The sequence below is a fragment of the Actinoplanes sp. NPDC026619 genome (assembly GCF_040638295.1).
In the GTDB taxonomy this organism is placed as follows: domain Bacteria; phylum Actinomycetota; class Actinomycetes; order Mycobacteriales; family Micromonosporaceae; genus Actinoplanes.
Genome location: NZ_JBEZYA010000014.1, coordinates 54,012 through 76,891, shown reverse-complemented (window position 1 = coordinate 76,891; position 22,880 = coordinate 54,012). Strand labels below are relative to the sequence as shown.

The following is a 22,880-nucleotide window of genomic DNA, read 5'->3' as shown; positions in this document are numbered from 1 at the left end:
CGTCCCGGGCCGACGGCCCCGGAAACGGAAAAACCGCTCAGCCCGCGACCGAGAAGAAGTGCCGCAGGTTGTCGTTCCGGCGCACGTCCGGGGCGCCGACCGCCTCGACGATCACCGGCACCTGCAGGAGGTCCTCGCTGATCCGGCCGTTGCCGCCCAGCGAAACGGGCTGCCAGCCCTTCTGCCGGGTCACGGCGAGCGCGAGCCGCACGAGCCGGGCCGCGATCTGGTCGAGGACCGGCGAACCGCCGGCGGGCATCGTGGTGATCAGCCAGAGAATGCGCCGGACCGTCTCGGCCGCCTGGTCGCCGGTCATCAGCGGCTGGCCGAGATAGGTGTAGACCAGGCCACGGGTGAGGTATTCGGCCACGTTGATCAGCTGGCCGGGGGCGATGTCATCCTCGTACAGCCGCATGCCGTTGTTCCAGCCCAGGCGGCCGCCGTCGGTGCCCTCCAGCTGACCGGGCGGCCACTCGGCCCGGATCCGATCGTCGTTCGACCAGTCGACGGCCGGTGCGGCCGGTGGGGCGGCGAGGGAGCCGGGCAACGGCTGACTCTGTTGGCGGAACAGCGGCATGAATGTCACCCTCCTGGAGCAGAGTGGTTCATAACTACCCCCGCGTGTGGGCCGCCTCATCAACCGTTTCGGCAGAACCCCCGGATGCGACCGTACGGAAACGGCCGCATCCGGGCAATACTCACTCGCCTCGAATGCGGCCGATCGTGTCCCGGAACCACAGGGCGCTCTGCTTCGGCGTACGCCTCAGGGTCTGGTAATCGACGTGGACGATGCCGAACCGCTTGGCGTAGCCCTCCGCCCACTCGAAGTTGTCCATCAATGACCAGGCGAAATATCCGCGCACGTCGGCGCCCTGGGCGCGGGCGTCGGCCACCGCCGCCAGGTGCGCGGCCAGGTAGGCGGTCCGGTCGTCGTCGGTGACGAATCCGGCCGGGTCCGGCTGGTCGTCGAAGGCGGCGCCGTTCTCGGTGACGACCATCGGCAGGCCGGGGTAATCCTGGTGCAGGCGGACCAGCAGTTTGGTGAAGCGTTCCGGCGTGATCGGCCAGTCCATCGCGGTGCGCGGGGTGTCCGGCAGCACGGCCCGCACGACCGGCTCACCCGACGGCTCGTGCGTGTTGCCGTCGAGGTCGGTGCCGGCGAAATCCTGCCCGAAATAGAAATTGACGCCGAGCACCTCGAACGGCGCCGAGATGACCTCGAGGTCGTTGTCCTGAACCGGGAAGGCGGACCCCCGGGCGGCAAGTTCCTCGACCATGTCGGCGGGGTAGCGGCCGTGACGCAGCGGGTCCAGGTAGATACGCAGGCCCATGCCGTCGGCCCGGCGGGCGGCCTCGCGGTCGGCGGCGGTGTCGGCGGCCGGGTCGGCCGTGCCCATGTTGAGCGTGATGCCGAAGGTGTGCGCCCCCGATGACGCCGCACGCATTCGCTGGGTGGCCAGGCCGTGCCCGAGCAGCAGGTGGTGCACGGCGGCGATCGAGTCGTCGAAATCGCGCCGCCCGGGCGCGTGCACGCCGACGTGGTAGCCCAGCCACGCCGAGCACCACGGCTCATTGAGCGTCGTGAACGTCTTGACCCGGTCCTGGAGCCGATCGAAGACCAGCATCGCGTAGTCGCCGAACCGGTAGGCGGTGTCCCGCACCGGCCAGCCCCCGGCGTCCTCGAGCTCCTGCGGCAGATCCCAGTGGTAGAGCGTCACCCACGGATCGATACCGGCGGCGAGCAGTTCGTCCACGAGCCGGTCGTAGAAGGCGAGCCCGGCCGCGTTCGCCGGCCCGCGACCGCCGGGCTGCACCCGCGGCCAGGACACCGAGAACCGGTAGGAGTCGACGCCGAGGCTCTTGATCAGCGCCACGTCCTCGGGGACCCGGTGGTAGTGGTCGCAGGCCACATCGCCGTTGTCGGCGTTGTGCACAGCGCCGGGCCGGCGGCAGAACGTGTCCCAGATGGACGGTGTCCGGCCGTCCTCGGCGGCGGCGCCCTCGATCTGATAGGCGGAGGTCGCCACGCCCCAGGTGAACGAGGCGGGCAGCCCGGTGACCGGGGGAAGGGCGATGCTCGGTGCGGTGGTGGGGTTCATGTCTCTCCAGGTGGGGGATTTAAAAGGGGGCCGGCTTCCCGGAGGAAAGCCGGCCCCGCATCGTCATCCGACGGGTTGCTCGGCCGGATGCAGCCAGCACGCGACGGAACGGCCGGCTCCATCCGGAGTTTCCGGACGGCCGAGCACCGGGATGGCGGTGGAGCAAGGCTCGAATGCCTTGGGGCAACGGGGGTGGAACGAGCACCCCGCGGGCATGCCCGCGAGATCCGGCGGGGAGCCGGGAATGCCGGTGAGCTCACGCCGGGGGCCACGCAGGGCCGGGAAAGAGCCGAGCAGACCTTTGGAGTACGGGTGCAGAGCGTCCCGATAGATCGAGCCGGCCGGCGCCTCCTCGACGATCCGGCCGCCGTACATGATGGCGATCCGGTTGGAGAACTCGACCAGCAGCGACAGGTCGTGGGTGATGAAGACGACCGAGAAGCCCAGCTTCTCCCGCAGCTCGATCAGCTGGCCGAGGATCTGCCGCTGCATCACCACGTCGAGCGCCGTGGTCGGCTCGTCCATGATCACCACCTGCGGCTGCAGGATCAGCGCCATGCCGATCATGACGCGCTGCCGCATGCCGCCGGAGAGCTGGTGCGGGTAGGCGTCCATCCGGTCGGCGGAGATGCCGACCAGCTTGAGCATCTCCCGGGCGCGGGCGCTGCGGCTGTGCTCGCTCATCTTCGGCTCGTGCGCCCGGAGCACGTCGGTCAGCTGGGTGGAGATCTTGTGCACCGGGTTCAGCGAGTTCATCGCGCCCTGGAACACGATCGCCGTCTCGGCCCACCGCCACGCGCGCAGCTCGTTGTCGGTCAGCCCGAGCACGTCGTACGCGGGGCCATCGGTGGGGTGGTAGACGACCTCGCCGCCGGTGATCACGCCGGGCGGGGCGAGCAGCCGGGTCAGGCCGTAGGCGAGGGTCGACTTGCCGGAGCCGCTTTCCCCGGCGAGGCCGAGCACCTCACCGCGGTGCAGGGTCAGGTTGACGTCGCGGACGGCATGCACGGCCCGATCGCCGAGGCCGTAGTCGACGTTGAGATTGCGGATCTCGAGAACCGGTTCGGCCATCACTTGGCCTCTCTCATCACGGGCGTCGCGACGACCCTGGCGTGCGTGTGCGGCTCGGCGGAGTTCGACAGCACCGGCGTGAAGCCGATCCGCATGCGCACGGTTCCACCGGAGGCCGTCTTGAGCTTGGTCTTGCCGGCGCTGCGCAGGCGGGGGCTGACGAATTCGTCGATGCCGAAGTTGATCAGCGACAGGGACGTGCCGAGCAGGGCGATGGCGAGACCGGCCGGCACGAACCACCACCAGGCGTCCTGGCCGAGCGCCTGCTGGCCCTGGGCCCAGAACAGGATGGTGCCCCAGTTCCAGCCGGAGTTCGAGACGACGCCGATGAACGCCAGGGTGATCTCGGAGAGCACCGCGAAGATGACGGTGCCGACGAAACCGGAGGCGATCACCGCGGTGAGGTTGGGCATCAGCTCGAACACGATGATCCGCCAGGTGCGCTCGCCGCTGGCCCGCGACGCCTCGACGAAGTCCCGCCGGCGCAGCGACAGGGTCTGCGCGCGCAGCACCCGGGCGTTCCATGACCACGAGGTCAGGCCGATGACCAGGGCGATCAGCGTGTCGCTGGCGTTGTTCAGCACCGAGGTGATGATGATCATCAACGGTACCGCCGGGATGACCAGCACCACGTTGGTCAGCATGGAGAGGCTGTCGTCGGTCTTGCCGCCGAGATAGCCGGCGGTGACGCCGATCAGCACCGACAGCGTGGTGGCGATGGCGCCGGCCAGGAAGCCGACCAGCATGACGCTGCGGGTGCCGTCCAGGATCTGGCTGAAGACGTCCTGACCGAGGTGAGTGGTGCCGAACCAGTGCGCGGACGAGGGGCCCTGCACCAGGTCGTTGCTGCGGGCGCTCGGGTCGTACGGCGCGATCCACGGCCCGATGATCGCGATCAGCACGTAGACGCCGAGGATGACCAGCCCGGTGGCGGCCTTCTTGTTGCGCACGAACAGGAACCGCTGCCGCTTGGCCCGGCCGGGCTTGGCCGCCTCGGGCTGAGCCATCGAGCCCTGCCCGGGGATGACCTGTTCGATGCTGGAGGTGGGGATCGTCATCGCTCAGCCCTCCTTGCGGGTGCGCGGGTCGAGGAGCAGGTAGGCGATGTCGGCCAGCAGGTTGGCCACCAGCACCGAGATCGTGATGACCAGGAAGACGCCCTGCATCAGCGGGTAGTCCTTGGCGCCCAGGCCCTGAAGCAGGGTGTAGCCGAGACCCGGGTACGAGAAGACGATCTCCACCAGCAGCGTGCCGCCGACGATGAAGCCGAGCGCCAGCGCGAAGCCGGAGATGTTCGGCAGCAGCGCGTTGCGCGCGGCGTAGGAGACCGCCACCCGCCGCTCGGGCAGGCCCTTGGCGTGCGCAACGGTGATGTAGTCCTCGGACGAGACCGTGACCATCATGTTGCGCATGCTCAGGATCCAGCCGCTGACCGACGAGATCAGGATGGTCAGCGCGGGCAGCAGGCTGTGCTTGACGGCGCTCGGGATGAAGTACTGGTCCCAGGCGGGCACCAGGCCGGAGTCGAAGCCGCCGGACGACGGGAAGAAGCTGTCCGGCCCGGCCAGCAGGTAGATCGCGATGATGCCGAGCCAGAAGTACGGCACCGAGGAGAAGAACGTGGTGACCGGCAGCAGCCCGTCGACCCAGGAGCCGCGCCGCCAGCCGGCGAGCACGCCGAGGCTGGTGCCGAGCAGGAAGCTGATCACCGTGGTGATGCCGACCAGCAGCAGCGTCCACGGCAGCGCCTGGCCGATGACGGTCGAGACCGGGGTCGGGAAGAACGTGAACGACAGGCCCAGATCGCCGTGGAACAACTGCTTCCAGTAATCGACGTACTGGCTCCAGAGGCTCTGGTTCTTGTCCAGTCCGAACAGGACGTAGAGCGACTGGATCGACTTGGTGCTCAGCTGGCCCTGGTACTTGGTGATCAGCGACTGCACCGGGTCGCCGGGCACGAGCCGCGGGATGAAGAAGTTGAGCGTGATCGCGGCCCACGCGGTGAACAGATAGAACGCGATGCGCTGCAGGAAGTACTTCACTGGGCACCTGCCTTGTCGTACAGCCAGCACGCGGCCCAGTGGCCGGGCGCGTCGCCGATCTCGAGCGGAACCGGCAGGTCGGTGCGGCAGCGTGCCATCGCGGCCGGGCAACGCGGGTGGAACCGGCAACCGGACGGCGGGTCGATCAGGCTGGGCGGCTCGCCGTTGCCCCGGTCGGCCGCGGCTGCGTCGACCGCGCCGGTGAGCCGGTCCGGGTCCGGCGCGGACTCGATCAGCAGCCGGGTGTACGGGTGGGCCGGCGTCTGGGTGACGGTCTCGCTGTCGCCGCCCTCGACCATCCGGCCGGCGTACATCACCATCGTCTCGTCGGCGAAGTAGCGCGCCGACGCGATGTCGTGGGTGATGTAGAGGATTGCCAGGTTGAGGCGTTCCTTGAGGTCGCGCAGCAGGTTCAGCACGCCGAGCCGGATCGAGACGTCCAACATGGACACCGGCTCGTCGGCGAGCAGGGCCTCGGGCTGGGCGCCGAGCGCACGGGCGATCGCCACCCGCTGGCGCTGGCCGCCGGAGAGCTCGTGCGGGAACTTGTCGAGGTAGCGCTCGGGCGGCGTGAGGCTGACCCGGGTGAGCAGCTCGGCCAGCGCGGCCTCGAGGTCGTCCCCGGCGTTGTGGTGGATCTTCAGCGCCCGGGTGAGGTGGTAACGGATCGTGTGCACCGGGTTCAGCGACGCGAACGGGTCCTGGAAGATCATCTGGACCCGGGCGGCGTAACCACGGAAGGCGCTGCCGCCCTTGACCGTGGTGGATTCGCCGTGCAGCTGGATGTCGCCGCCGGTGCGCGGGTAGAGCTGGGCGAGCAGGCGGGCCACCGTGGACTTGCCGGAGCCGGACTCGCCGACGAGCGCGACGACGTGGCCGCGCCGCAGGGTCAGGTTCACGTCATCGACGGCGTGGACCGCTTTTTTCTCGGAAGAGCTGACGAGATCGCGCAGTCGCCGGCGGACAGGGAAGTGCTTGGTCAGGCCAACAGCCTCAAGCACCACCTCGCCTGCCGGGGCCTTGGCGTCCTGGAGAGACGTCATCTGCCGGGTTCCTTTTGCGAGGGGTGATGCCGCCCCCGCACGAGGGTGCCGTGCGGGGGCGGCGGGGCGGCGATCAGGAGTTGGCGGCCTTGAGGTGCAGGACGACATCGAGCGCGTACGGCTGGGTCGGCTGCATGCCCGCGTACGGGTCGGCGTCGCCGGGCCAGCCGGTCCAGTTCTTGGTGCTGTAGGCGCCACCGACGTTGTCGGAGCCGACCGGCAGCATCGGGACCTGCTCGACGAAGACCTTCTGGATCTGGTTCATCGCGGTGGTGCGGTCGGCGTCGCTGATGGCGTTGGCGTACGCCTTGAGCGCCGCGGTCGCCTCGGTGCTCTTGAACCGGCCGAAGTTACCCTGCTGGGCGGCGGTGCCGATCGGCTTCATCAGGTCACCGTCCATGACGGTCTGGTAGATGTCGTACGGCGTCGCGCCGCCGTTCGTCCACCGCATCGTGGCCCCGAAGTCGCCCTTCTGGACGTTCTGGTCCCACTTGTCCTGGTTGGCCTTATCGACCGTGGCCGCGATGCCGATCTCGGCCAGGTTGGTCTTGATGATCTCCAGCGTGGTCTGGTAGTCGGACCACGGCGCCGGGTCGGTCAGCGTGATCTTGACCGGCTTGCCGGCGGGGTCGCTGAGCGTGGTGCCGTTCAGCTTGTAGCCCGCGCTCTGCAGCAGCGCCTTGGCGCCCGCCACGTCGGGAGTGAGCTTCTTGTCCTTGTATTCCGGCGCGATGAACGCATCGCCGGCGCCGTTGGGCAGGCCGGTCACGCTGTCGATCTGCGGGTGGAAGTAGCCGGCCTCGGCCTGGGTGAAGATGTCCGCCCGGTTGATCACCATGTTCATCGCCTGACGCAGCTTGGCGTCGTCGAACGGCTTGACCGTGGTGTTGATGTAGAGGCCGTGGATGCCGAGCACGCCGGGCGCCCAGATCTTGTGGTTGGCCGGGTCCTTGGAGACGAACGTGGCCTGGTAGTTCGGGATGAAGACGAAGCTCCACTCCGATTCGCCGTTGGCCAGGGCGGTGGTCTGCGCGCTGTTGTCCGCGTAGGACGTGTAGCGCAGCTCCTTGACCTTGGGCAGGTCCTGCCAGTAACCGTCGGTGCGCACGTCGAGGATGACGCCGGCCTGGCTGAACGACTTGAGCGTGTACGGGCCGGAGCCGATCGGGTTCTTGTTGGTGTCGGTCGCCGGGTCGGCGATCTTCTCCCAGACGTGCTTGGGCACGATCGTCGTGTTCGCCATGATCTTGTTCTGGTTGACGAACTGCGGCGCCGTGAACGTCACGTGCACGGTATCGCCGTTGACCGTGATGTCACCGAACGGGATCGCGTACTGGTTCAGCGCCTCGTTGCCCTTGAGCAGGGTGAATGTGTAGGCCACGTCGTCGGCGGTGACCTTCTGGCCGTCCGACCAGGTGGCGTTGTCGCGCATCGTGATGTCCGCCGACTTGTAGTCAGCGGCCCACTTGACCTCTTTGGCGAGCCACGGCTTGGCCGGGTCGGCCGGCTTGACCGGGTTCCACATGGTCAGCGGCTCGTAGATCATCCACTTGTAGCCGAGCGCGTTCGCCGACGACGTACCCGCGAAGGGGTTGTGGTTCTCGGTCTGCGTGCCGTTCGGCATGCCGATCCGCAGGTAGTCGACGCCGCTCTTGTTGGCGTTCGCGTTGTTGGCGTTGGGCGAGTCGCTGCACGCGGCAATGCCGCCCGTGGCGAGGGCGCCCGCCAGGACGGCTGCGAACAGAGTCCTTCTCTGCATCGGGGTGCTCCTGAGAGGTGTTGGGTGAAGAGGGGTGCACGCCATCGCGGCGCCGGCCTGACGGTCGACTCCGTGGAAGAGGGCGCGTTTTCGGTGACCGATCAGAGATCGGGGGTGCTCACCGTGGTTCGAGCCGTGCCTTATTCGAGCTGTTATTCGAGGGAAGAGCCTCGCTTGACGAAGCTCGCGGGAATGACGGTCGGACGATCGGGCAAGGGTGTGCCCTCGAAGTGGGCGAGCAGCGTACGAGCCGCGGCTTCGCCCATCTCGCGCAGCGGTTGATGCACGGTGCTGAGTGGCGGCTGGGTGTGTGCCGCCGTCGGGATGTCGTCGAAGCCGACGATCGCCACGTCCTGCGGGATGCGGCGGCCGGCGTCCATCAGCGCCTGCATGGCGCCGAGCGCGGACAGGTCGTTGTGGGCGAAGACCGCGTCGAACTCCACATCGGAGTCGAGCGCGGTCTGCACGGCGGCGGCGCCGCACGCCACGGTGAAGTCGCCGAGCCAGGTGCGCTCGGCCGGGATCGGCCGGCCCGCGTCGGCGAAGACCGAGGCGAAACCGGCGTTGCGCTCGCGGGTGCAACCGAAGCGCTCCGGACCGGTGATCACCAGCGGGCTACGCCGGCCGATCTCGAGCAGGTGACGGGCCGCCGAGCCGGCGCCGTCGTGATTGGTGGTGCTGACGCTCGGGATCTCGCCCGAGGTCTGGTCGCGGTCGTCGATGAGAACCATCGGCAGGCCGCGGCGATGCAGGGTGGCGATGTAATCAAGGGTGCCCTCGGGCTCGATGACCAGGAGCCCGTCGAACGACTTGGCGGAAACCTGGGCGCCGAACTGGCGCATCGACTCCTCACCACGATTGCAGGTGAAGAGCAACAAGCCGTACCGCTCGGTCTCCAGGACGTCGACGGCGCCCTGGATGACCTCGCCGATCCAGGGCCAGGTCAGCGACGGAACCAGCATGCCCACCACCCGGGTGCGGCCGCGGGCGAGCCCGACGGCACGGGAGCTGGGCACATAACCGAGTTCGTCGATCACCGCGCGGACCCGGGCGGCGGTGGATTCGTCCAGCTCACCCTTGCCGTTCAGCACCCGGGACACGGTCGTCTTGCTGACCTTCGCCCGGGCCGCCACGTCGGCGATGGTGATCGGCACTGGTCCTCCTGTGTCCATCCTCGCGACTGTCTCCGCAGGGCGGAGATCATGTTGCGGTGACATTGCGGAACCGGTTTCGGGACCGGTTCCGGCAGTTAACGCCAGTGGTCCCCGTCACGTCAATGAGAAGGAAACTTTATTTGTGTATCGCTACGGTAACCACGCCGAAATCATCCCGATTTATGCGGCTGGGAGCGCTACCAAATGAGGAAGGACAATGCCCAAAGGGGCATCGATGAAGAGCCCCGCGTACGGCTCGCCGCGCGTCACTCCACGATTGACGATCGCCACTCGGATGCCGAGCTTCGCGGCCCGCAGCACGAACCGGCGGCCCGACATGACGGTCAGCGAGGAACCGAGAACCAGCAGCGTGCGGGCGTTCTCGACGAGCTCGAAGCTGCGTGCGACCCGCTCCGGCGGCACCGTCTCACCGAAGTAGACGACGTCCGGCTTGAGCATGCCGCCGCAGCTCCGGCAATCCACCGTGGTGAATCCGTCGAGATGGTCGTCGGCCAGTTCGGCGTCGCCGTCCGCGTTGAACTCGATCGCGACGCCGGCGAATGCCGGATTGGCCGCGTCGAGGCGATCGCTCAGCGCCACCCGGGAGGTCAGCTCGCCGCAGGCCAGGCAGGCGATCCGGGTCAGGTTGCCGTGCAGCTCCACCACGTCGCGGGCGCCGGCCGCCTGGTGCAGGCCGTCCACGTTCTGCGTGACGATCCCGCCGACCACACCCTGTTGCTGCAGGGCGGCCACCGCACGGTGACCGTCGTTCGGGTGGGCCTCACCGATCGTGCGCCATCCGAGGTGACTGCGCGCCCAGTAGCGCCGGCGGGCGATCGGGTCGCGGGTAAAGGTCTGGTAGGTCATCGGGGTGCTCCGGCGGGCCGAGCCGGACGGCCCGCGATAGTCCGGAATCCCGGAGTCCGTCGACAATCCCGCGCCACTGAGCACCACCACGCCACCCTCGGCGATCCACTCGCCGAGGACGGCCACCTGCTCCACCACCTGAAGTTCCACCGCTCCATGGTCCCTCGCGCGCGGCGCGGTCGGGTGATCATCCCTTTGAGGCGGAACACACCCGAAATGACCACAACGAGTCGGACCCGTGCACGTTGCGGGGGGAAACGGTAAGTTGATCCGCGTGACAGCTGTGGCGCGTGTGCTTCCCCGTAACTGGGACGGCCATCGCCTGCTGCGCTTCATCGCCGGCCTCGCGATGCTGGCGCTGGCCTTCACCACGCCGGCCCTGGCGGAGCCGGCTGCGCCGATCCCGGTGGCCGCGATCCCGGTGACCGCGATCCCGGTGGCCGCGGTTCCGGTGACCTCGGTCGCGGTTGGCGAGACGGTCGCGGAGACCTCGGTCGCGGAGACCTCGGTCGCGGTGAGTGAGCCCGCGCCGGTCCTTCCCGCCGTCCGCATCTGGGCCGCGACCCGCCCGGCCGAAATCCTCGTCATCCTCGCCCTCGAGGCGCTGGTGGTCCTGATCGGCGCAACTGCCCGGACCCGCGGTCAGCGGGCGCCGCCGGCGATCTGATCCGGTAACGCGGCCCTCATCAGCGCCGCGGCCTGCTTTGAAGCCGGTTTCGCGGTTCGGCCGCACCGGCAGGCGTGATTCCCACCGCGTACGGGAAAAGAACGCCGCGTGCCGAAAGGCGCGCCACGCAGCGCAACCTCCGCACGAAGATCGCGTCTCCGAGTGAGGTGTTCCGTGGAAACTGCCATGCACAGCTTCCTCGTCTCCGTTCCGCAGGCCGCTGCCCTCTGGGTGGTGATGCTCGGCGGCGTGCTGCTTGCCGCCGCCGCCATCGCCCGGGTGCAGCAGCCCAAGCGACCGGTGGCCGAGGCGTTCGACGATGATCTCCGATTTGCCGGCGAGGTCGCCGTGGCGGCCGAGCGGGCCGCCACGACCGCCGCTCGCCGCCGCGCCGAGTGGACCGCCTCGCAGGAGCGGCTCGATGCCGCCTGGCTCGCCTACGACGTGGCCGACCGGGCGGCCCGGCAGGCCGCCCGGGCGTGCGCCTACCCGCTGATCAGCAAGCGCCGTAAGCCGGGTGAGAACGTCGAGCGCGAGCGTTATCTCCATCACGCCGCCAGTGCCGCCTGCCGCAACCGGGAGCTCTCCATCGCCCAGCTGAACGACGTCTTCGCGCACCGTGGCTGGAACCCGCGGCTGCATCCGGTGGTGCAGGAGTCGATGCTGCGGCAGGCGGTTCGCGCGCATCGCTTCGACGAGTACCAGAAGGCGATGGGCGCGGAACGGGCGGCCTGGCAGGAGTCCGAGTCGGCGGCCGAGGCGCTGCGCAGTCTGCGGCTCGAGGTGACCGCCGCCGTCACGCGCGCGGGCGCGCAGCAACCGGCCGCCGATGAACACTGGTTTGCCGACCAGTGGACCACCGCCGAGCTTCCGGCGGCAGCTTGAGAGTCCTGAGTGGAGGGGGCCTCCATTCGCCCGCAAGTGTCAGATCAGCCGGGTACCGTAACGGCACGGAATGACCGCCGGTTAGGAGGCCACAGCGTGACGCAGACTCCGGAAGGGGCCTCCAAAGCCGTGGCTCGGATGCACCGGGCTGCGCTGGTGGAGGATGCCCTTCACGACATCGTCGAGCGCCGGTTGCGCCATCGGGGCTGGCAGCCCGTGATCACGGCGTACACGGGATATGGCGCCCCCGGCTGGGCCCGGGTGATGGCCCGGGTGGTGCTGACCCGCGGCTCCTCGTCGCACAAGCGGCTGGAAAAGGTGCGCGGCTGGCGCAGCTTCCTGTCCTCGCCGGTCAGCAACATGGTGGTGCGCATCCAGATGGGCGACAGCATCACCGAGACCCGCACCGACCGCAGTGGTTATGTCGACTGCCGGGTCAAGGGCGATCTCGAGCCGGGCTGGGGCAAGGTGCGGCTGTCCGCCGAGGGCGCCGCCCCGGTCGACGCGCCGATCCGGGTGGTCGATCCGGATTGCAAGTTCGGTCTGGTCTCCGACATCGACGACACGGTCATGGTGACGGCACTGCCCCGCCCGCTGCTGGCCGCGTGGAACACGTTCGTCCTCGACGAGCACGCCCGGATGGCGGTGCCGGGCATGGCGGTGCTCTACGAGCGGCTCATCACGGCCAACTCCGGCGCCCCGGTGTTCTACCTGTCGACCGGCGCGTGGAACGTCGGGCCGACGCTGACCCGGTTCCTCTCCCGGCACCTCTACCCGGCCGGCCCGCTGCTGCTCACCGACTGGGGGCCGACCCCCGACCGCTGGTTCCGCAGCGGCCAGGAGCACAAGCGCAACACGCTGCGCCGGCTGGCGAGCGAGTTCCCGCACATCCGGTGGCTGCTGATCGGCGACGACGGCCAGCACGACCAGGAGATCTATTCGGAATTCGCGCACGCCCACCCGGAAAACGTGGCGGCCGTGGCGATCCGCCGGCTGTCGCCCACCCAGGCGGTGCTGGCCGGCGCCATCCCGGGCCCGGCCGGCACACCCGAGGCGGTCGGCTCACACGGCAAGACATGGTTTTCCGCGCCGGACGGCGCCGGGCTATGGTCGCTACTCCGTGACACCGATGTCGTCTGAGCGGGTGGTGATCTCCGCCGCCCGCTCGTGCAGGCGCTGCCTGACCTCGTCCGGGGTGTACGCCCGGCGCTTGCGCTCCGACCGGGCCACCACGGCACCGGTCGCCGCGACTCCCGCTAATCCGGCCAGACCCACTACTTTCCACCAACGCATCACCCGAGGATAGACACGTGGACGCCGCTATCAGCCTGGACCAGGCGATCGACCTGACGCGCACCGGTGACATCTGGCTCTTCCGGGGCCGCTCCGGCCCTGATCGGGCCATTCAGACCCTCACCAACAGCCCCGTCAATCACGTCGGCATGTCGCTGGTCATCGAGGACATGCCGCCGCTCATGTGGCACGCCGAGCTCGGCAAGTCGCTGCCCGACCTGTGGTCCGGCACCTTCCAGCGCGGCGTCCAGCTGCACGATCTGCGCGACGCGGTCACGGTCTGGGCCCAGCGCTACGGCCAGCGGGGCTGGCTGCGGCAGCTGGAGCCGGGCGTGTCCCGGACGATGGAGGACAAGGCGCTCAAGACGGTGGCCCGGCTCGACGGCACGCCGTTCCCCTCGTCGGCCCAGCTGGCCTGGCGGTGGGCGCGCGGGCGGGTGCCGCCGATCCGCCATCGCGGCGGTGACGCCGGGCTCGAGACCGCCTATTGCGCCGAGGTCGTCGCGGTGACCTACGAGGACATGGGCCTGCTGCCACGCCGGGCCAACCCGAGTTGGTACGACCCGGGCCGCTTCTGGAGCGGCGACGAACTGGAGCTGTGCGCCGGCTACGACCTGGGCGACGAGATCGAGGTCGACGTCCCGGCGAGCTAGAGCCCGACCCGGCGCGCCGAGCCGAGCCGAGGCACCGATTTCCTGGATCTCGGTGCCAGGACGGCGAGTTGAGGCCCCGGAGTCCTGAAAATCGGGAGTGGAACTCGCCGGTCGGAGCGGTCCCGGATTTCGGAAAGGCAGCCGGCGGACCGGGCCGTGCTGGCCCGGTCCGTTGTTGTCAGCGACGGCCGCCGACGCGGCTCGACGAGGAGAAGGCGGCGGCGCCGCCCTTTCCGGCCGTCGCCTGCGTCGCGGGAGCGCCCCGCCGGCCGCGGCTCGCGCCGCCGGTGGAACTGCCGGGCCGGGCGGTGGCCGCCGACGACTCGGAGGTGTGCACGACCGGCGAGCGACCGCCGCGGCCACGGGCCGCCCGGGACGGCTGACCGGCCTGGCCGCCACTCGCCTGACCGCCACGGCCCGCTTGGCCGCCGCGCCCGTTCGACTGGCCCGTGCGGCTCGGCTGGCCCGCACGGCTCGGCTGGCCGGTGCGGCCGCCGGACTGACCGCCGGCGCGCGGCTGCCGGGCCGGGCGCGTGCCGGTCGGCTGGGCCACCGGGGTCGCGGCCGGCTCGATGAAGCGGCGCTCGCCGGGCGCCAATTCCGACAGGAGCGGGTCGCCGGGACGGGTGCGGCTCGTGGTCGGCCGGACGCCGGCCTTGCGGGTGAGGTCGCGCACCTCGGCCTGCTGGTCGTCGGTCATCAGGGTGATCACCGTGCCCTGGGCGCCGGCCCGGGCGGTGCGGCCGGAGCGGTGCAGGTAGGCCTTGTGCTCCACCGGCGGGTCGGCGTGGATCACCAGGGCGACGTCGTCGACGTGGATGCCACGGGCGGCGATGTCGGTGGCGACGAGGGTCTCGGCGCTGCCGTCGGAGAACGCCGCCATGTTGCGGTTGCGGGCGTTCTGCGCCAGGTTGCCGTGCAGCTCGACGGCCGGCACACCGGCCGCGATCAGCTGCTTGGTCAGCACCTTGGCGCGCCGCTTGGTGCGGGTGAAGACCACCGAGCGGCCGGGCGCCGACAGCAGGTCGACCAGGACGCCGAAGCGGTCGTCGCCGCGCACGTGCAGCACGTGGTGGGACATCTCGACCGGGGCGTCGGCGGCCGAGTCGACCGCGTGCGTCACCGGCTTGTGCATGAAGCGCTTGACCAGCACGTCCACGCCGTTGTCGAGGGTCGCGGAGAACAGCAGCCGCTGGCCGTCGCGCGGGGTCTGCTCCATCAGGCGGCGCACCACCGGCAGGAAGCCGAGGTCGGCCATGTGGTCAGCCTCGTCCAGCACGGTCACCTCGACCGCGTCGAGCGACGCGTAGCCGTTGCGCAGGTGGTCGTCGAGCCGGCCCGGGCAGGCCACCAGCACGTCGACCCCGGCGGCCAGGCCCTTGATCTGCGGGCCGGCGCCGACGCCACCGAAGACGGTGAGCGTGCGCAGCCCCAGGGTCGCGGCGAGCGGCGCGAGGGTGGCATCGATCTGGGTCGCCAGCTCGCGGGTGGGCGCCAGGATCAGCGCACGCGGCTTGCCGGGACGTCGCGGCTTGCGGGAAGCAGCGAGGCGGGCCAGCAACGGCAGCGCGAACGCGTACGTCTTGCCGGAGCCGGTGCGGCCGCGGCCGAGGACATCCCGGCCGGCGAGCGTGTCCGGCAATGTGGCGGCCTGGATCGGAAACGGGGTGTTGATGCCGAGGCCGGCGAGCGCCTGCGTCAGGGCGGCGGGCACGCCAAGCTCGGTAAAGGTCATCATGTAGTGGGAACTCCAAAGGTGGTTAGGGGATACCCCAGCGATCAACTCTACCCGCTGGCCGGGGAAGCAACCGTGCTGCACCCGCATGGGACCTGATTCGCACTCAGCCGTCGTCACCGTTCTCCTCAGTGCCCGGGACACCCCCAACCCAGGCGTTACCGCGAGGAGATCCCCCCACCATGAGCGGTGCCCCCGTTGTTGTTGACCGCCGCAAGCAGGACATCGTCCAGGAGCACATGCCGCTGGTCGGCCATCTGGTCCGCGAGATGCTCGCCCGCGTTCCCGCGCACGTGAACCGCGACGACCTGATGTCCGCCGGTTATGCGGCTCTGGTGCACGCGGCCCGCGGCTTCGACGCCGACCGCGGTGTTCCGTTCGGTCGCTTCGCCGCCGCCCGGGTGCGCGGCGCCCTGCTGGACGAGCTGCGTGGCCTCGACTGGGCCAGCCGCTCGGTGCGGCAGCGGGCCCGGCGGACCGACACGGCACGCCAGGAACTGACCGCCGAGCTGGGCCGCACGCCGACCGTTCAGGAGGTCGCCGACCGGATGGGAGTCACGGTCGAGGACATCTCGACCGCCGACGACGACGTGCACCGCGCGGTCGTGTTCAGCCTGCAGGGCTTCGCCACGGCGGCGGCCGACGACATGGTCACCGAGCCGAGCGCCGGCCCGGAGGAGATGCTGATCCGCCGGGAGCGGTTCGGCTACCTGAAGCACGCCGTGGACGCGCTGCCGGAGCGGCTGCGCGCGGTGGTGCAGGGCTACTTCTTCGAGGAGCGGCCGATGGCCCGCATCGCCGAGGAGCTGGGCGTCACCGAGTCGCGGGTTTCGCAGCTGCGCGCCGAGGCGCTGGGACTGCTGCGTGACGGCCTCAACACCCACCTGGACCCGGCTCTGGCCCAGGAGGCCCCGGCGAAGGAGGGCTGTGTGGCCCGCCGCCGGGCTGCCTACTACGAGCAGATCGGGGTGCGCGGCACCCTGCATTCCCGGCTGGCGATGACCAGCCCGGACGGACTGCCCGCGGCCGCCTGACCGCCCGCACGACGGTGCCCGCCGCAACTCGCGGCGGGCACCGTTTGCTGGGCGGGCCGCTACCCGGCGCAGGTGCCGGCCTTTTTCTGGGCGGCGATCGCCTTGACCGCACCCATCTTGTAGAGGGCGAGACCCTCCTTGGCCGGCTCCAGCTTCCACGAGTTGGCCTCGTACACCATCGTGTACGACTGCGCGGCCACCAGCTGCTTGGCGATCACGATCGCCCGGTCCGCGCCCTCCATCCGGGCGCTGGTGAGCTGGATCGCCAGGCCCTTGCGGGAGCAGGCCTGGTTCAGCTTGACGTAGTCGTCCTTGCTGATCGCCGCCTTGCCGGCCGCGGTGTACATGTCCCAGGCGCCGGCGAAGTCGCCGCCGGCGAACCGGTCGAAGACGGTCTGCGCGGCCGCCTTGGCGCCTTCGATGTTCTTCACCTCGGGGCCGGCGGGGGCTGCCGCGGCGGCGTTGCCGGCCGGCTCCTCGTCGCTGGAGCACGCCGTGACGAGGGTGAGAGCGGCGGCCGCGGTGAGGGCGAGCGCGCCAAAGCGTCGGATGGGGTCGTGGGTCATGCCGGTACTAATGCGGATCGCCGGTCGCGCGTAACGGCTCGCCGAAGAACTTGACGGATTGCTGACACTTGCGCCCGATGCCGTTACCCAAGGAAGACTGGTGGGAGCACGCCGGTCGATGGGCTATTCTGGGCGATTGTTGAGCAACAAAAAAGACGCTCAAGAAATGAGCGTCAACGCGACGAATGATAGCACAAAGGGGAGTGGCATTGTCAAGTTTCGCCTCGGAGCAGGCGTACCTCACCACCCTCTACGACCGGCTGGACAGCCTGCGTGAGCAGGCCGACCAGCGCCTCAAGGCGATTCTGCTGGAGTCCGGCGGCACCCCGCAGGGCCGTGCCCAGCGGGAGGCGAACCGCAGTCATTACGCCGATCAGTTGGCGCAGATGAATGCGGTGGAAAACGCCCTGTGTTTCGGCCGGCTGGATTTCGCCGACGGGGCTTCGCGTTACATCGGCCGGCTCGGCTTGTCCGCTCCGGAACACGATCGCGACCCGTTGCTGATCGACTGGCGTGCACCCGCGTCCCGCCCGTTCTACCTGGCCACCGCCGTGTCCCCGGACGGCGTGAAACGCCGCCGGCACATGCGCACCCGGGGTCGCGTGCTGACCGGGATCGATGACGAGGTGCTCGACCTCGAGGCCGGCAGCGCCGGCGGCCGGGAGGACGTCACCGGCGAGGCCGCGTTGCTGTCCGCGCTCACCGCGGAGCGCACCGGTCGGATGCGCGACATCGTCGAGACCATCCAGGCCGAGCAGGACGAGATCATTCGTGCCGGGCTCAACGGCGTCACGGTGGTGCAGGGCGGCCCGGGCACCGGCAAGACCGCGGTCGCGCTGCACCGCGCGGCCTATCTGCTCTACACCTATCGCGCCCAGCTCACCAAGCAGGGCGTGCTGATCCTCGGGCCGAACACCACGTTCCTCCGCTACATCTCCCAAGTGCTGCCGTCACTCGCCGAGACCGGGGTGCTGCTGGCCACGCTCGGCGACATGTTCCCGGGCGTGCGGGCGCGGGGCGTCGAGAAACCGGCCGTCGCCGCGGTCAAGGGCCGGGTGGCCATGCTCGACGTGCTGGCCCAGGCGGTCGCCGACCGGCAGACCGTGCCGGACCACTTCGCCGAGGTCGACCACGACGGTTACCCGCTGCGCATCGAGCGCACCGTGCTGGAGGACGCCCGAGCCGCGGCCCGAGAGACCGGCCGCCCGCACAACGTGGCGCGGGCGGTCTTCGTGACCGAGGCGATCCACGCCCTCTCCCTGCAGATCGCCGAGCGGATCGGCGCCGACCCGCTCGGCGGCGAAAATCTGCTGTCCGAGGCCGACCTCGCCGAGACCCGGCGTGAGCTGCGCGAGGACGTCGACGTGCAGCAGACGCTGTTCGACTTCTGGCCGGTGCTCACGCCGCGCCAGGTGCTGCGCGACCTGCTGAGCGACGCCGATCGCCTGGCGTCGGCCGGCGTCTCCCCGCAAGATCAAGAGTTGCTGCGGAGAGATCGCGACGCCCGCTGGACCCCGGCCGACGTGCCGTTGCTCGACGAACTGGCCGAGCTGCTCGGTGTCGACGAGACCTTGAAGAAGCGGCAGGCGGCGCAGGAGCGGCGTGAGGCGATCGAATACGCGGAAGGCGTCCTCGAGATCGTCGAGGGCTCCCGGTCGCTCGACTTCGAGGACCAGGAGGAGGAGATCCTCTCCGCGATCGACGTGGTCGACGCGAGCGCGTTCGTCGAACGGCACGAGGTGATCGACACCCGTACCGCCGCGGAGCGGGCCGCCGCCGACCGCACCTGGGTCTTCGGCCACGTCATCGTCGACGAGGCGCAGGAACTGTCCCCGATGGCCTGGCGGCTGCTGATGCGCCGGTGCCCGAGCCGCTCGATGACGGTGGTCGGCGACGTCGCGCAGACGTCCGAGCTGGCCGGCACCACCGGCTGGGAGCAGGTCTTCGAGCCCTACGTCGCGCAGCGCTGGAACCTGGTCGAGCTGACCGTCAACTACCGCACGCCGGCCGAGGTGATGGCGGTGGCAGCCGACGTGCTGGCGGCGATCGATCCGGCCTTGCAGCCGCCGCGGTCGGTGCGGTCCGCCGGCGTGGCGCCCTGGTCACTCCGGGTGCCGCGGGCCGCGCTTGCGGCCGAGACAATTGCGGCCGTACGCCTGGAGGCCGCCGAAGTCGGTGACGGCCGCGTCGGGGTGCTCGTGCCGGACGCGCTCGCCGAGGAGCTCGGCCGGCAACTGGTCGAGGCGGTTCCGGGCGCGGCCGTGGGAGAGCAGCCCGACCTGCTCAATCAGATCGTGCTCATGACCGTACGGCAGGCAAAAGGTCTTGAATTTGATTCGGTGGTGGTGGTCGAGCCGGACGAGATCGTCGCGGAGAGCCCGCGCGGCCTGTCCGACCTTTACGTGGCGGTCACCCGGGCGACCCGCCGCCTCGGTGTCCTGCACAGCAGCGACCTGCCCAAGGTGCTGAGCGCGCTGGCCTGAAGGGCTGTTTCGAGAAGAAAGACGAAGGGCCCGGCAACTGCCGGGCCCTTCGTCAGGTGTCGGTTACGCCGCGGTGGCGGGCATGCGCCCGACCCGGCCGTACGTGGTGTGGCCGTGCGCGTTGGTCATCGCGAGCCGGCTGTTCATCGACGTGTTGCTGGCGATGTTGGCGTAGTAGTTGGCACGGCGGCGGGCGGTGATGCCCTCCGGGTTCTCCGGCACCGGGGCGAGATCCGGGTTGAGGTGCGTGTTCATGCCGTCCTTGAGCAGGGACAGCGCCTCGGCACGCAGCTGGCTGATCCGGCTCTCGGTCACGCCGAGGTCGTCGGCGATGTCCGCCATCGGGCGCTCGTTGAGGAAGTACTCGGTGATGACGACCTGCAGCCGCTCCGGCAGCGAGTCGATCGCGTGGTGCAGGTAGCCGATCTGCTCACGGCGCAGCAGCATGTCCTCCGGGCCCGGGGTCTTCTCGGTGACCAGGTCGTCGGCGCTGCTGGTGGTGAAGCCCTGCAGCGACAGCACGGTTGCGCGCTGCACGTCGGTGTCGGTGCGCTGCAGGTCGTTGGTGGTGGTGCCGAGCGCCTGGGCCAGCTCGTCGGCGGACGGCGTGCGGCCGAGCGTCGTGGTCAGCTGCGAGCGGGTGGTGTCGGTGGCGCGGGCCTTGCTGCGCACCGATCGGGTCGCCCAGTCGAGCGAGCGCAGCTCGTCGAGGATGGCGCCGCGAATGCGGGTGGAGGCGAAGCGGTGGAACGGGATGCCGCGGTCCGGGTCCCAGCCGCGGGCCGCGGTCACCAGGGCGTGCAGGCCGGCGCTGGTGAGGTCGTCCCGGTGGATGTGGTTGGGGATGCGGGTGAGCATGTCGCGCACCAGGTGGCCGACCAGCGGCATGTGGGTGCGGATCAGCTCCTCCTGCTCGGCGGCGGAGAGCACCGTGATGGCGGGCGCGGTGTCCACAGCGTTCGTCATGTTGGTGTCCATGTCTTCATCCCCCTGGTTGAACGTCGGGCGGCCCGTCGTGCGGGCTTCCCGGCTGACAGGGAGAGACTTTGGTGGGCCTGGGTTACTCCTTTCGGTCACTCTCCGGTGCGTAACGGTTGCCGTGTTTGGAGATTTGCGGCCACTGGGCACGCTGGTCCCATGGACCTCAGTGACACCGGAACACTCGTGAATGTCATCGCCGGCATCGCGATCGCGCTGGGCGTGGTGGGAGTGGTGATTCCGGTGGTGCCGGGGTTGCTGCTGAGCTGGCTCGGCGTGCTGGCCTGGGCGCTGTTCGGCGACGAGTCCGGCGCGGTCAAGTGGATCGTGCTGGTGATCGCCACGCTCGTGGCCACGCTCGGCGCTCTGATCAAATACCTACTGCCGGGGCGGCGGCTGAAGAGCGCCGGTATCCCCAACTCGGCCCTGCTCCTCGGCGGCGTGATCGGGCTGGTCGGGTTCTTCCTCATCCCGGTGGTCGGGCTGCCCCTCGGCTTCGTGCTCGGGGTGTTCCTGGTCGAGCAGCACCGGCTCGGGCCGGGTCAGGCCTGGCCCTCCACCAAGACCGCGCTCGGCGCGGCCGGGATGGCCATGCTGATCGAGTTCACCGCCGCGCTCGCCATCGCCGTCGTCTGGGTGTTCGGCCTCATCCTCGCGTGAGGGGCCGGCGGCGTCGTCGCTGAGTCAGCAGGAGCAGCAGGGGCGTGCCGGCCAGCACGAGGGCGACCGCACCCGCCGCCATCACCTTCGTCGCGCCCGGGCCGTTGCCGGCGTGGATGCCGGGCGCGGCCTTGTTCGCCGCGGTGGCCGACTCGGGCTGCGCGTCGGCGCTGCCCGTCTCGGTGCGGGCGGCCACCTCCTCCGGGGTGATCAGCTTGCCCACGGACTGGCCCTTGGGCTGCGCGAAGCCCCAGTCGAGCAGGGAAGCGCCCTGTTGCCAGCCGCGCTGCGGGTGCGCCTCGGCGCCGAGCAGGGTCACCACCAGGCGCCGGCCGTTGCGCTGGGCCGCGCCCACGTAGCTGTGCCGGGCCACCGTGGTGAAGCCGGTCTTGCCACCCATGGCGCCCGGGTAATTGAAGATCAGCTTGTTCTCGTTCTGGATCTGGAAGCCTTTTTGCTTCACCTGCGGCTGGGCCGGCATCTGCGTCGCCTTGGTCAGCACGTACGTGCGGAAGTCGGCGTTCGCGAAGTCCTTGCGGGCGATCAGGGCCAGGTCGTACGCGCTGGTGAATTGGCCCTTGCCGTCCAGCCCGCTCGGCGTGACCGCATGCGTCTGGAACGCGCCCAGCCGCTGCGCCTCGGCGTTCATCGCGGCCACCGTGGTGGCCACCCCGTTCGCGCCGCCGCCGGCGGCCATCCGGGCCAGCGCGTTGGCGGCGTCGTTGCCGGAGTTGAGCAGCAGGCCCAGCCAGAGCGTGGAGATCTTGTATTTTCCGCCGACCACGATGCCGACGGCCGAGCTGTTGACCTCGATGTCCAGATCGCTGCGCACCGCGGTGATCGTCTGGTTCGGGTCGAGCTTGTCCATCACCGTGGCAGCCAGGAGGGTCTTCTGCACGCTCGCCGGGGTCTGGTAGACGTGCGGGCCGCAGGCGCCCAGCACCTCGCCGGTGTCCAGGTCGGCGACGATCCAGGTGGTGGCGGTGACCGCGGGCGGCTGCTTCGCGCCGGCCGGGATGATCAGGCCGTGGGTGGCCAGGGCGTCGCCGCCGACCACGCTGTTCGCCGGCACGTCGGCGGGGGGCACCGGGCGGGCCGGGATGCCCTTGGGCTTGGCGACGTTCGGCTTCGGGCACGGGATCTCGGCCGCGGTCTCTGCCTTTGCGCGGGCCGGTGCGGTCTGCGCAAAGGCCGGTGCGGCCGGGACGACGGCGGTGGCCGCCGCGAGCAGGAGAGCGGCGAGGGATGCCGAGGGGCGGATCAAGGCCAGTTGACTCCCGCATCGAGTCGCTGATCAAGCAACTGGGCCAGGGGCATGGTCTCGCCGTCGCCGCCGCCCGCGCCGACGATGAGCCGGGGCATGCTCGGGGTCAGGTCGGCGCCGGCGAACCGGGCACGCAGCGAGGCCGGGACGGTCAGCACGTAATACTCCCCGTGCTCGCCGGCCGCGACCGAGCGGTTGGATTTCAGATACCAGCCCTTTGCCTTCGTCCGGTACGTCGCGTGGCCGTCGAAGCTGCGAGCGGTGAGGGGATGGGGCGGCAGGCCACGCTCGGCGGCCCGGCGGACGAAGGTGGTGAGCAACTCGCCGGCCTGACGGGCCTCGGCCTCCCGGCTCGCCGCCTGTGCGGCCGCGTGCCCGGCGATCGCCTGCCGGCGCTGCTCGTCCCACGCCGCCCGCTCGTCCATGCTGCGACCCTAGGTGATCCACACGGTCATCGGCCACCCGGTCGATGCTCGCGATCGAGGGTTATTCAGGACCTACCTCGAGTTGCAGGTGCCGCAGGGTCAGCGTCCTGGTCTCAACCGTCCTGAATAACCCTCGTACCTGTGAATGTCGGCTCGCCATTTGAATAACGGACCGCCCGGGACGGGAAAGAATTGCGAATTC

Annotated in this window: 22 protein-coding genes; 7 read left to right on the top strand and 15 right to left on the bottom strand. The window is 70.0% G+C overall.

The window, feature by feature from the left end:
* Positions 1–37 precede the first annotated feature (37 nt).
* From AB0E90_RS28055 to AB0E90_RS28015, 9 genes are all read right to left on the bottom strand, one after another.
* Positions 38–577: a hypothetical protein gene (locus AB0E90_RS28055; RefSeq protein ID WP_360411942.1), complete on the bottom strand. Its 540-nt coding sequence runs from the start codon at positions 575–577 to the stop codon at positions 38–40.
* Between the two features lie 121 nt (positions 578–698).
* Complete coding sequence (locus AB0E90_RS28050) at positions 699–2,099, bottom strand: GH1 family beta-glucosidase (protein ID WP_360411939.1); 1,401 nt, start codon at positions 2,097–2,099, stop codon at positions 699–701.
* Between the two features lie 63 nt (positions 2,100–2,162).
* Positions 2,163–3,170, bottom strand: a complete 1,008-nt coding sequence (locus tag AB0E90_RS28045; RefSeq protein ID WP_360411936.1) for an ABC transporter ATP-binding protein — start codon at positions 3,168–3,170, stop codon at positions 2,163–2,165.
* Positions 3,170–4,228 (bottom strand): ABC transporter permease, encoded by a 1,059-nt coding sequence (locus tag AB0E90_RS28040; RefSeq protein ID WP_360411933.1) that lies wholly within the window; start codon positions 4,226–4,228, stop codon positions 3,170–3,172. Before AB0E90_RS28040 ends, AB0E90_RS28045 begins: the two co-directional genes overlap by 1 nt.
* A gap of 3 nt (positions 4,229–4,231) precedes the next feature.
* Positions 4,232–5,212 (bottom strand): ABC transporter permease, encoded by a 981-nt coding sequence (locus AB0E90_RS28035; protein WP_360411930.1) that lies wholly within the window; start codon positions 5,210–5,212, stop codon positions 4,232–4,234.
* Positions 5,209–6,255: an ABC transporter ATP-binding protein gene (locus AB0E90_RS28030; protein WP_360411927.1), complete on the bottom strand. Its 1,047-nt coding sequence runs from the start codon at positions 6,253–6,255 to the stop codon at positions 5,209–5,211. The genes AB0E90_RS28035 and AB0E90_RS28030 overlap by 4 nt, the downstream gene beginning before the upstream one ends.
* 73 nt (positions 6,256–6,328) lie before the next feature.
* Positions 6,329–8,014, bottom strand: coding sequence for an ABC transporter substrate-binding protein (locus tag AB0E90_RS28025; protein ID WP_360411924.1), 1,686 nt, complete (start codon positions 8,012–8,014; stop codon positions 6,329–6,331).
* 152 nt (positions 8,015–8,166) lie between these two features.
* The gene (locus AB0E90_RS28020) at positions 8,167–9,168 is read right to left on the bottom strand and encodes a LacI family DNA-binding transcriptional regulator (RefSeq protein WP_360411921.1); all 1,002 of its coding nucleotides are present in this window, start codon (positions 9,166–9,168) and stop codon (positions 8,167–8,169) included.
* A gap of 180 nt (positions 9,169–9,348) precedes the next feature.
* The gene (locus AB0E90_RS28015) at positions 9,349–10,185 is read right to left on the bottom strand and encodes an NAD-dependent protein deacetylase (RefSeq protein WP_360411918.1); all 837 of its coding nucleotides are present in this window, start codon (positions 10,183–10,185) and stop codon (positions 9,349–9,351) included.
* A gap of 124 nt (positions 10,186–10,309) precedes the next feature.
* On the opposite strand from AB0E90_RS28015, the gene AB0E90_RS28010 reads away from it, so the two are divergent.
* The 3 genes from AB0E90_RS28010 (at position 10,310) to AB0E90_RS28000 (ending at position 12,727) form a co-directional block, all read left to right on the top strand.
* Positions 10,310–10,702: a hypothetical protein gene (locus tag AB0E90_RS28010; protein ID WP_360411915.1), complete on the top strand. Its 393-nt coding sequence runs from the start codon at positions 10,310–10,312 to the stop codon at positions 10,700–10,702.
* 174 nt (positions 10,703–10,876) lie between these two features.
* Positions 10,877–11,587 carry a hypothetical protein gene (locus AB0E90_RS28005; RefSeq protein ID WP_360411912.1) on the top strand — a complete coding sequence of 237 codons (711 nt, stop codon included), beginning with the start codon at positions 10,877–10,879 and terminating at the stop codon, positions 11,585–11,587.
* A 138-nt stretch (positions 11,588–11,725) separates the two neighbouring features.
* On the top strand, positions 11,726–12,727 hold the full coding sequence (locus AB0E90_RS28000) for a phosphatase domain-containing protein (RefSeq protein WP_360412549.1): 1,002 nt from the start codon (positions 11,726–11,728) through the stop codon (positions 12,725–12,727).
* Here AB0E90_RS28000 and AB0E90_RS27995 read toward each other — a convergent pair.
* Positions 12,701–12,880 carry a hypothetical protein gene (locus AB0E90_RS27995; protein WP_360411909.1) on the bottom strand — a complete coding sequence of 60 codons (180 nt, stop codon included), beginning with the start codon at positions 12,878–12,880 and terminating at the stop codon, positions 12,701–12,703. The genes AB0E90_RS28000 and AB0E90_RS27995 overlap by 27 nt on opposite strands.
* Before the next feature lie 17 nt (positions 12,881–12,897).
* Between AB0E90_RS27995 and AB0E90_RS27990 the strand changes: the two genes are divergently transcribed.
* Positions 12,898–13,533 carry a hypothetical protein gene (locus tag AB0E90_RS27990; protein WP_360411906.1) on the top strand — a complete coding sequence of 212 codons (636 nt, stop codon included), beginning with the start codon at positions 12,898–12,900 and terminating at the stop codon, positions 13,531–13,533.
* Between the two features lie 178 nt (positions 13,534–13,711).
* Here AB0E90_RS27990 and AB0E90_RS27985 read toward each other — a convergent pair whose 3' ends face one another.
* Positions 13,712–15,271 carry a DEAD/DEAH box helicase gene (locus tag AB0E90_RS27985; RefSeq protein ID WP_360411903.1) on the bottom strand — a complete coding sequence of 520 codons (1,560 nt, stop codon included), beginning with the start codon at positions 15,269–15,271 and terminating at the stop codon, positions 13,712–13,714.
* Between the two features lie 179 nt (positions 15,272–15,450).
* Here AB0E90_RS27985 and AB0E90_RS27980 point away from each other — a divergent pair, with 179 nt between their 5' ends.
* Positions 15,451–16,302 carry a sigma-70 family RNA polymerase sigma factor gene (locus AB0E90_RS27980; RefSeq protein ID WP_360411900.1) on the top strand — a complete coding sequence of 284 codons (852 nt, stop codon included), beginning with the start codon at positions 15,451–15,453 and terminating at the stop codon, positions 16,300–16,302.
* Between the two features lie 59 nt (positions 16,303–16,361).
* Here the strand turns inward: AB0E90_RS27980 and AB0E90_RS27975 are convergent, their stop codons facing one another.
* The gene (locus tag AB0E90_RS27975; RefSeq protein ID WP_360411897.1) at positions 16,362–16,868 is read right to left on the bottom strand and encodes a hypothetical protein; all 507 of its coding nucleotides are present in this window, start codon (positions 16,866–16,868) and stop codon (positions 16,362–16,364) included.
* A gap of 185 nt (positions 16,869–17,053) precedes the next feature.
* Between AB0E90_RS27975 and AB0E90_RS27970 the strand changes: the two genes are divergently transcribed.
* Complete coding sequence (locus AB0E90_RS27970) at positions 17,054–19,351, top strand: AAA family ATPase (protein ID WP_360411894.1); 2,298 nt, start codon at positions 17,054–17,056, stop codon at positions 19,349–19,351.
* Between the two features lie 63 nt (positions 19,352–19,414).
* Here AB0E90_RS27970 and AB0E90_RS27965 read toward each other — a convergent pair whose 3' ends face one another.
* The gene (locus AB0E90_RS27965; protein ID WP_360411891.1) at positions 19,415–20,317 is read right to left on the bottom strand and encodes a FliA/WhiG family RNA polymerase sigma factor; all 903 of its coding nucleotides are present in this window, start codon (positions 20,315–20,317) and stop codon (positions 19,415–19,417) included.
* A gap of 171 nt (positions 20,318–20,488) precedes the next feature.
* On the opposite strand from AB0E90_RS27965, the gene AB0E90_RS27960 reads away from it, so the two are divergent.
* Positions 20,489–20,989 carry a DUF456 domain-containing protein gene (locus AB0E90_RS27960; protein WP_360411888.1) on the top strand — a complete coding sequence of 167 codons (501 nt, stop codon included), beginning with the start codon at positions 20,489–20,491 and terminating at the stop codon, positions 20,987–20,989.
* Here AB0E90_RS27960 and AB0E90_RS27955 read toward each other — a convergent pair.
* Both AB0E90_RS27955 and AB0E90_RS27950 read right to left on the bottom strand, forming a co-directional pair.
* A complete protein-coding gene (locus tag AB0E90_RS27955; RefSeq protein WP_360412546.1) occupies positions 20,976–22,250 on the bottom strand; it encodes a D-alanyl-D-alanine carboxypeptidase in 1,275 nt (424 codons plus the stop codon). The two genes, AB0E90_RS27960 and AB0E90_RS27955, sit on opposite strands and share 14 nt — an antisense overlap.
* Complete coding sequence (locus tag AB0E90_RS27950) at positions 22,250–22,678, bottom strand: hypothetical protein (RefSeq protein ID WP_360411885.1); 429 nt, start codon at positions 22,676–22,678, stop codon at positions 22,250–22,252. Before AB0E90_RS27950 ends, AB0E90_RS27955 begins: the two co-directional genes overlap by 1 nt.
* Between the last annotated feature and the right edge of the window lie 202 nt (positions 22,679–22,880).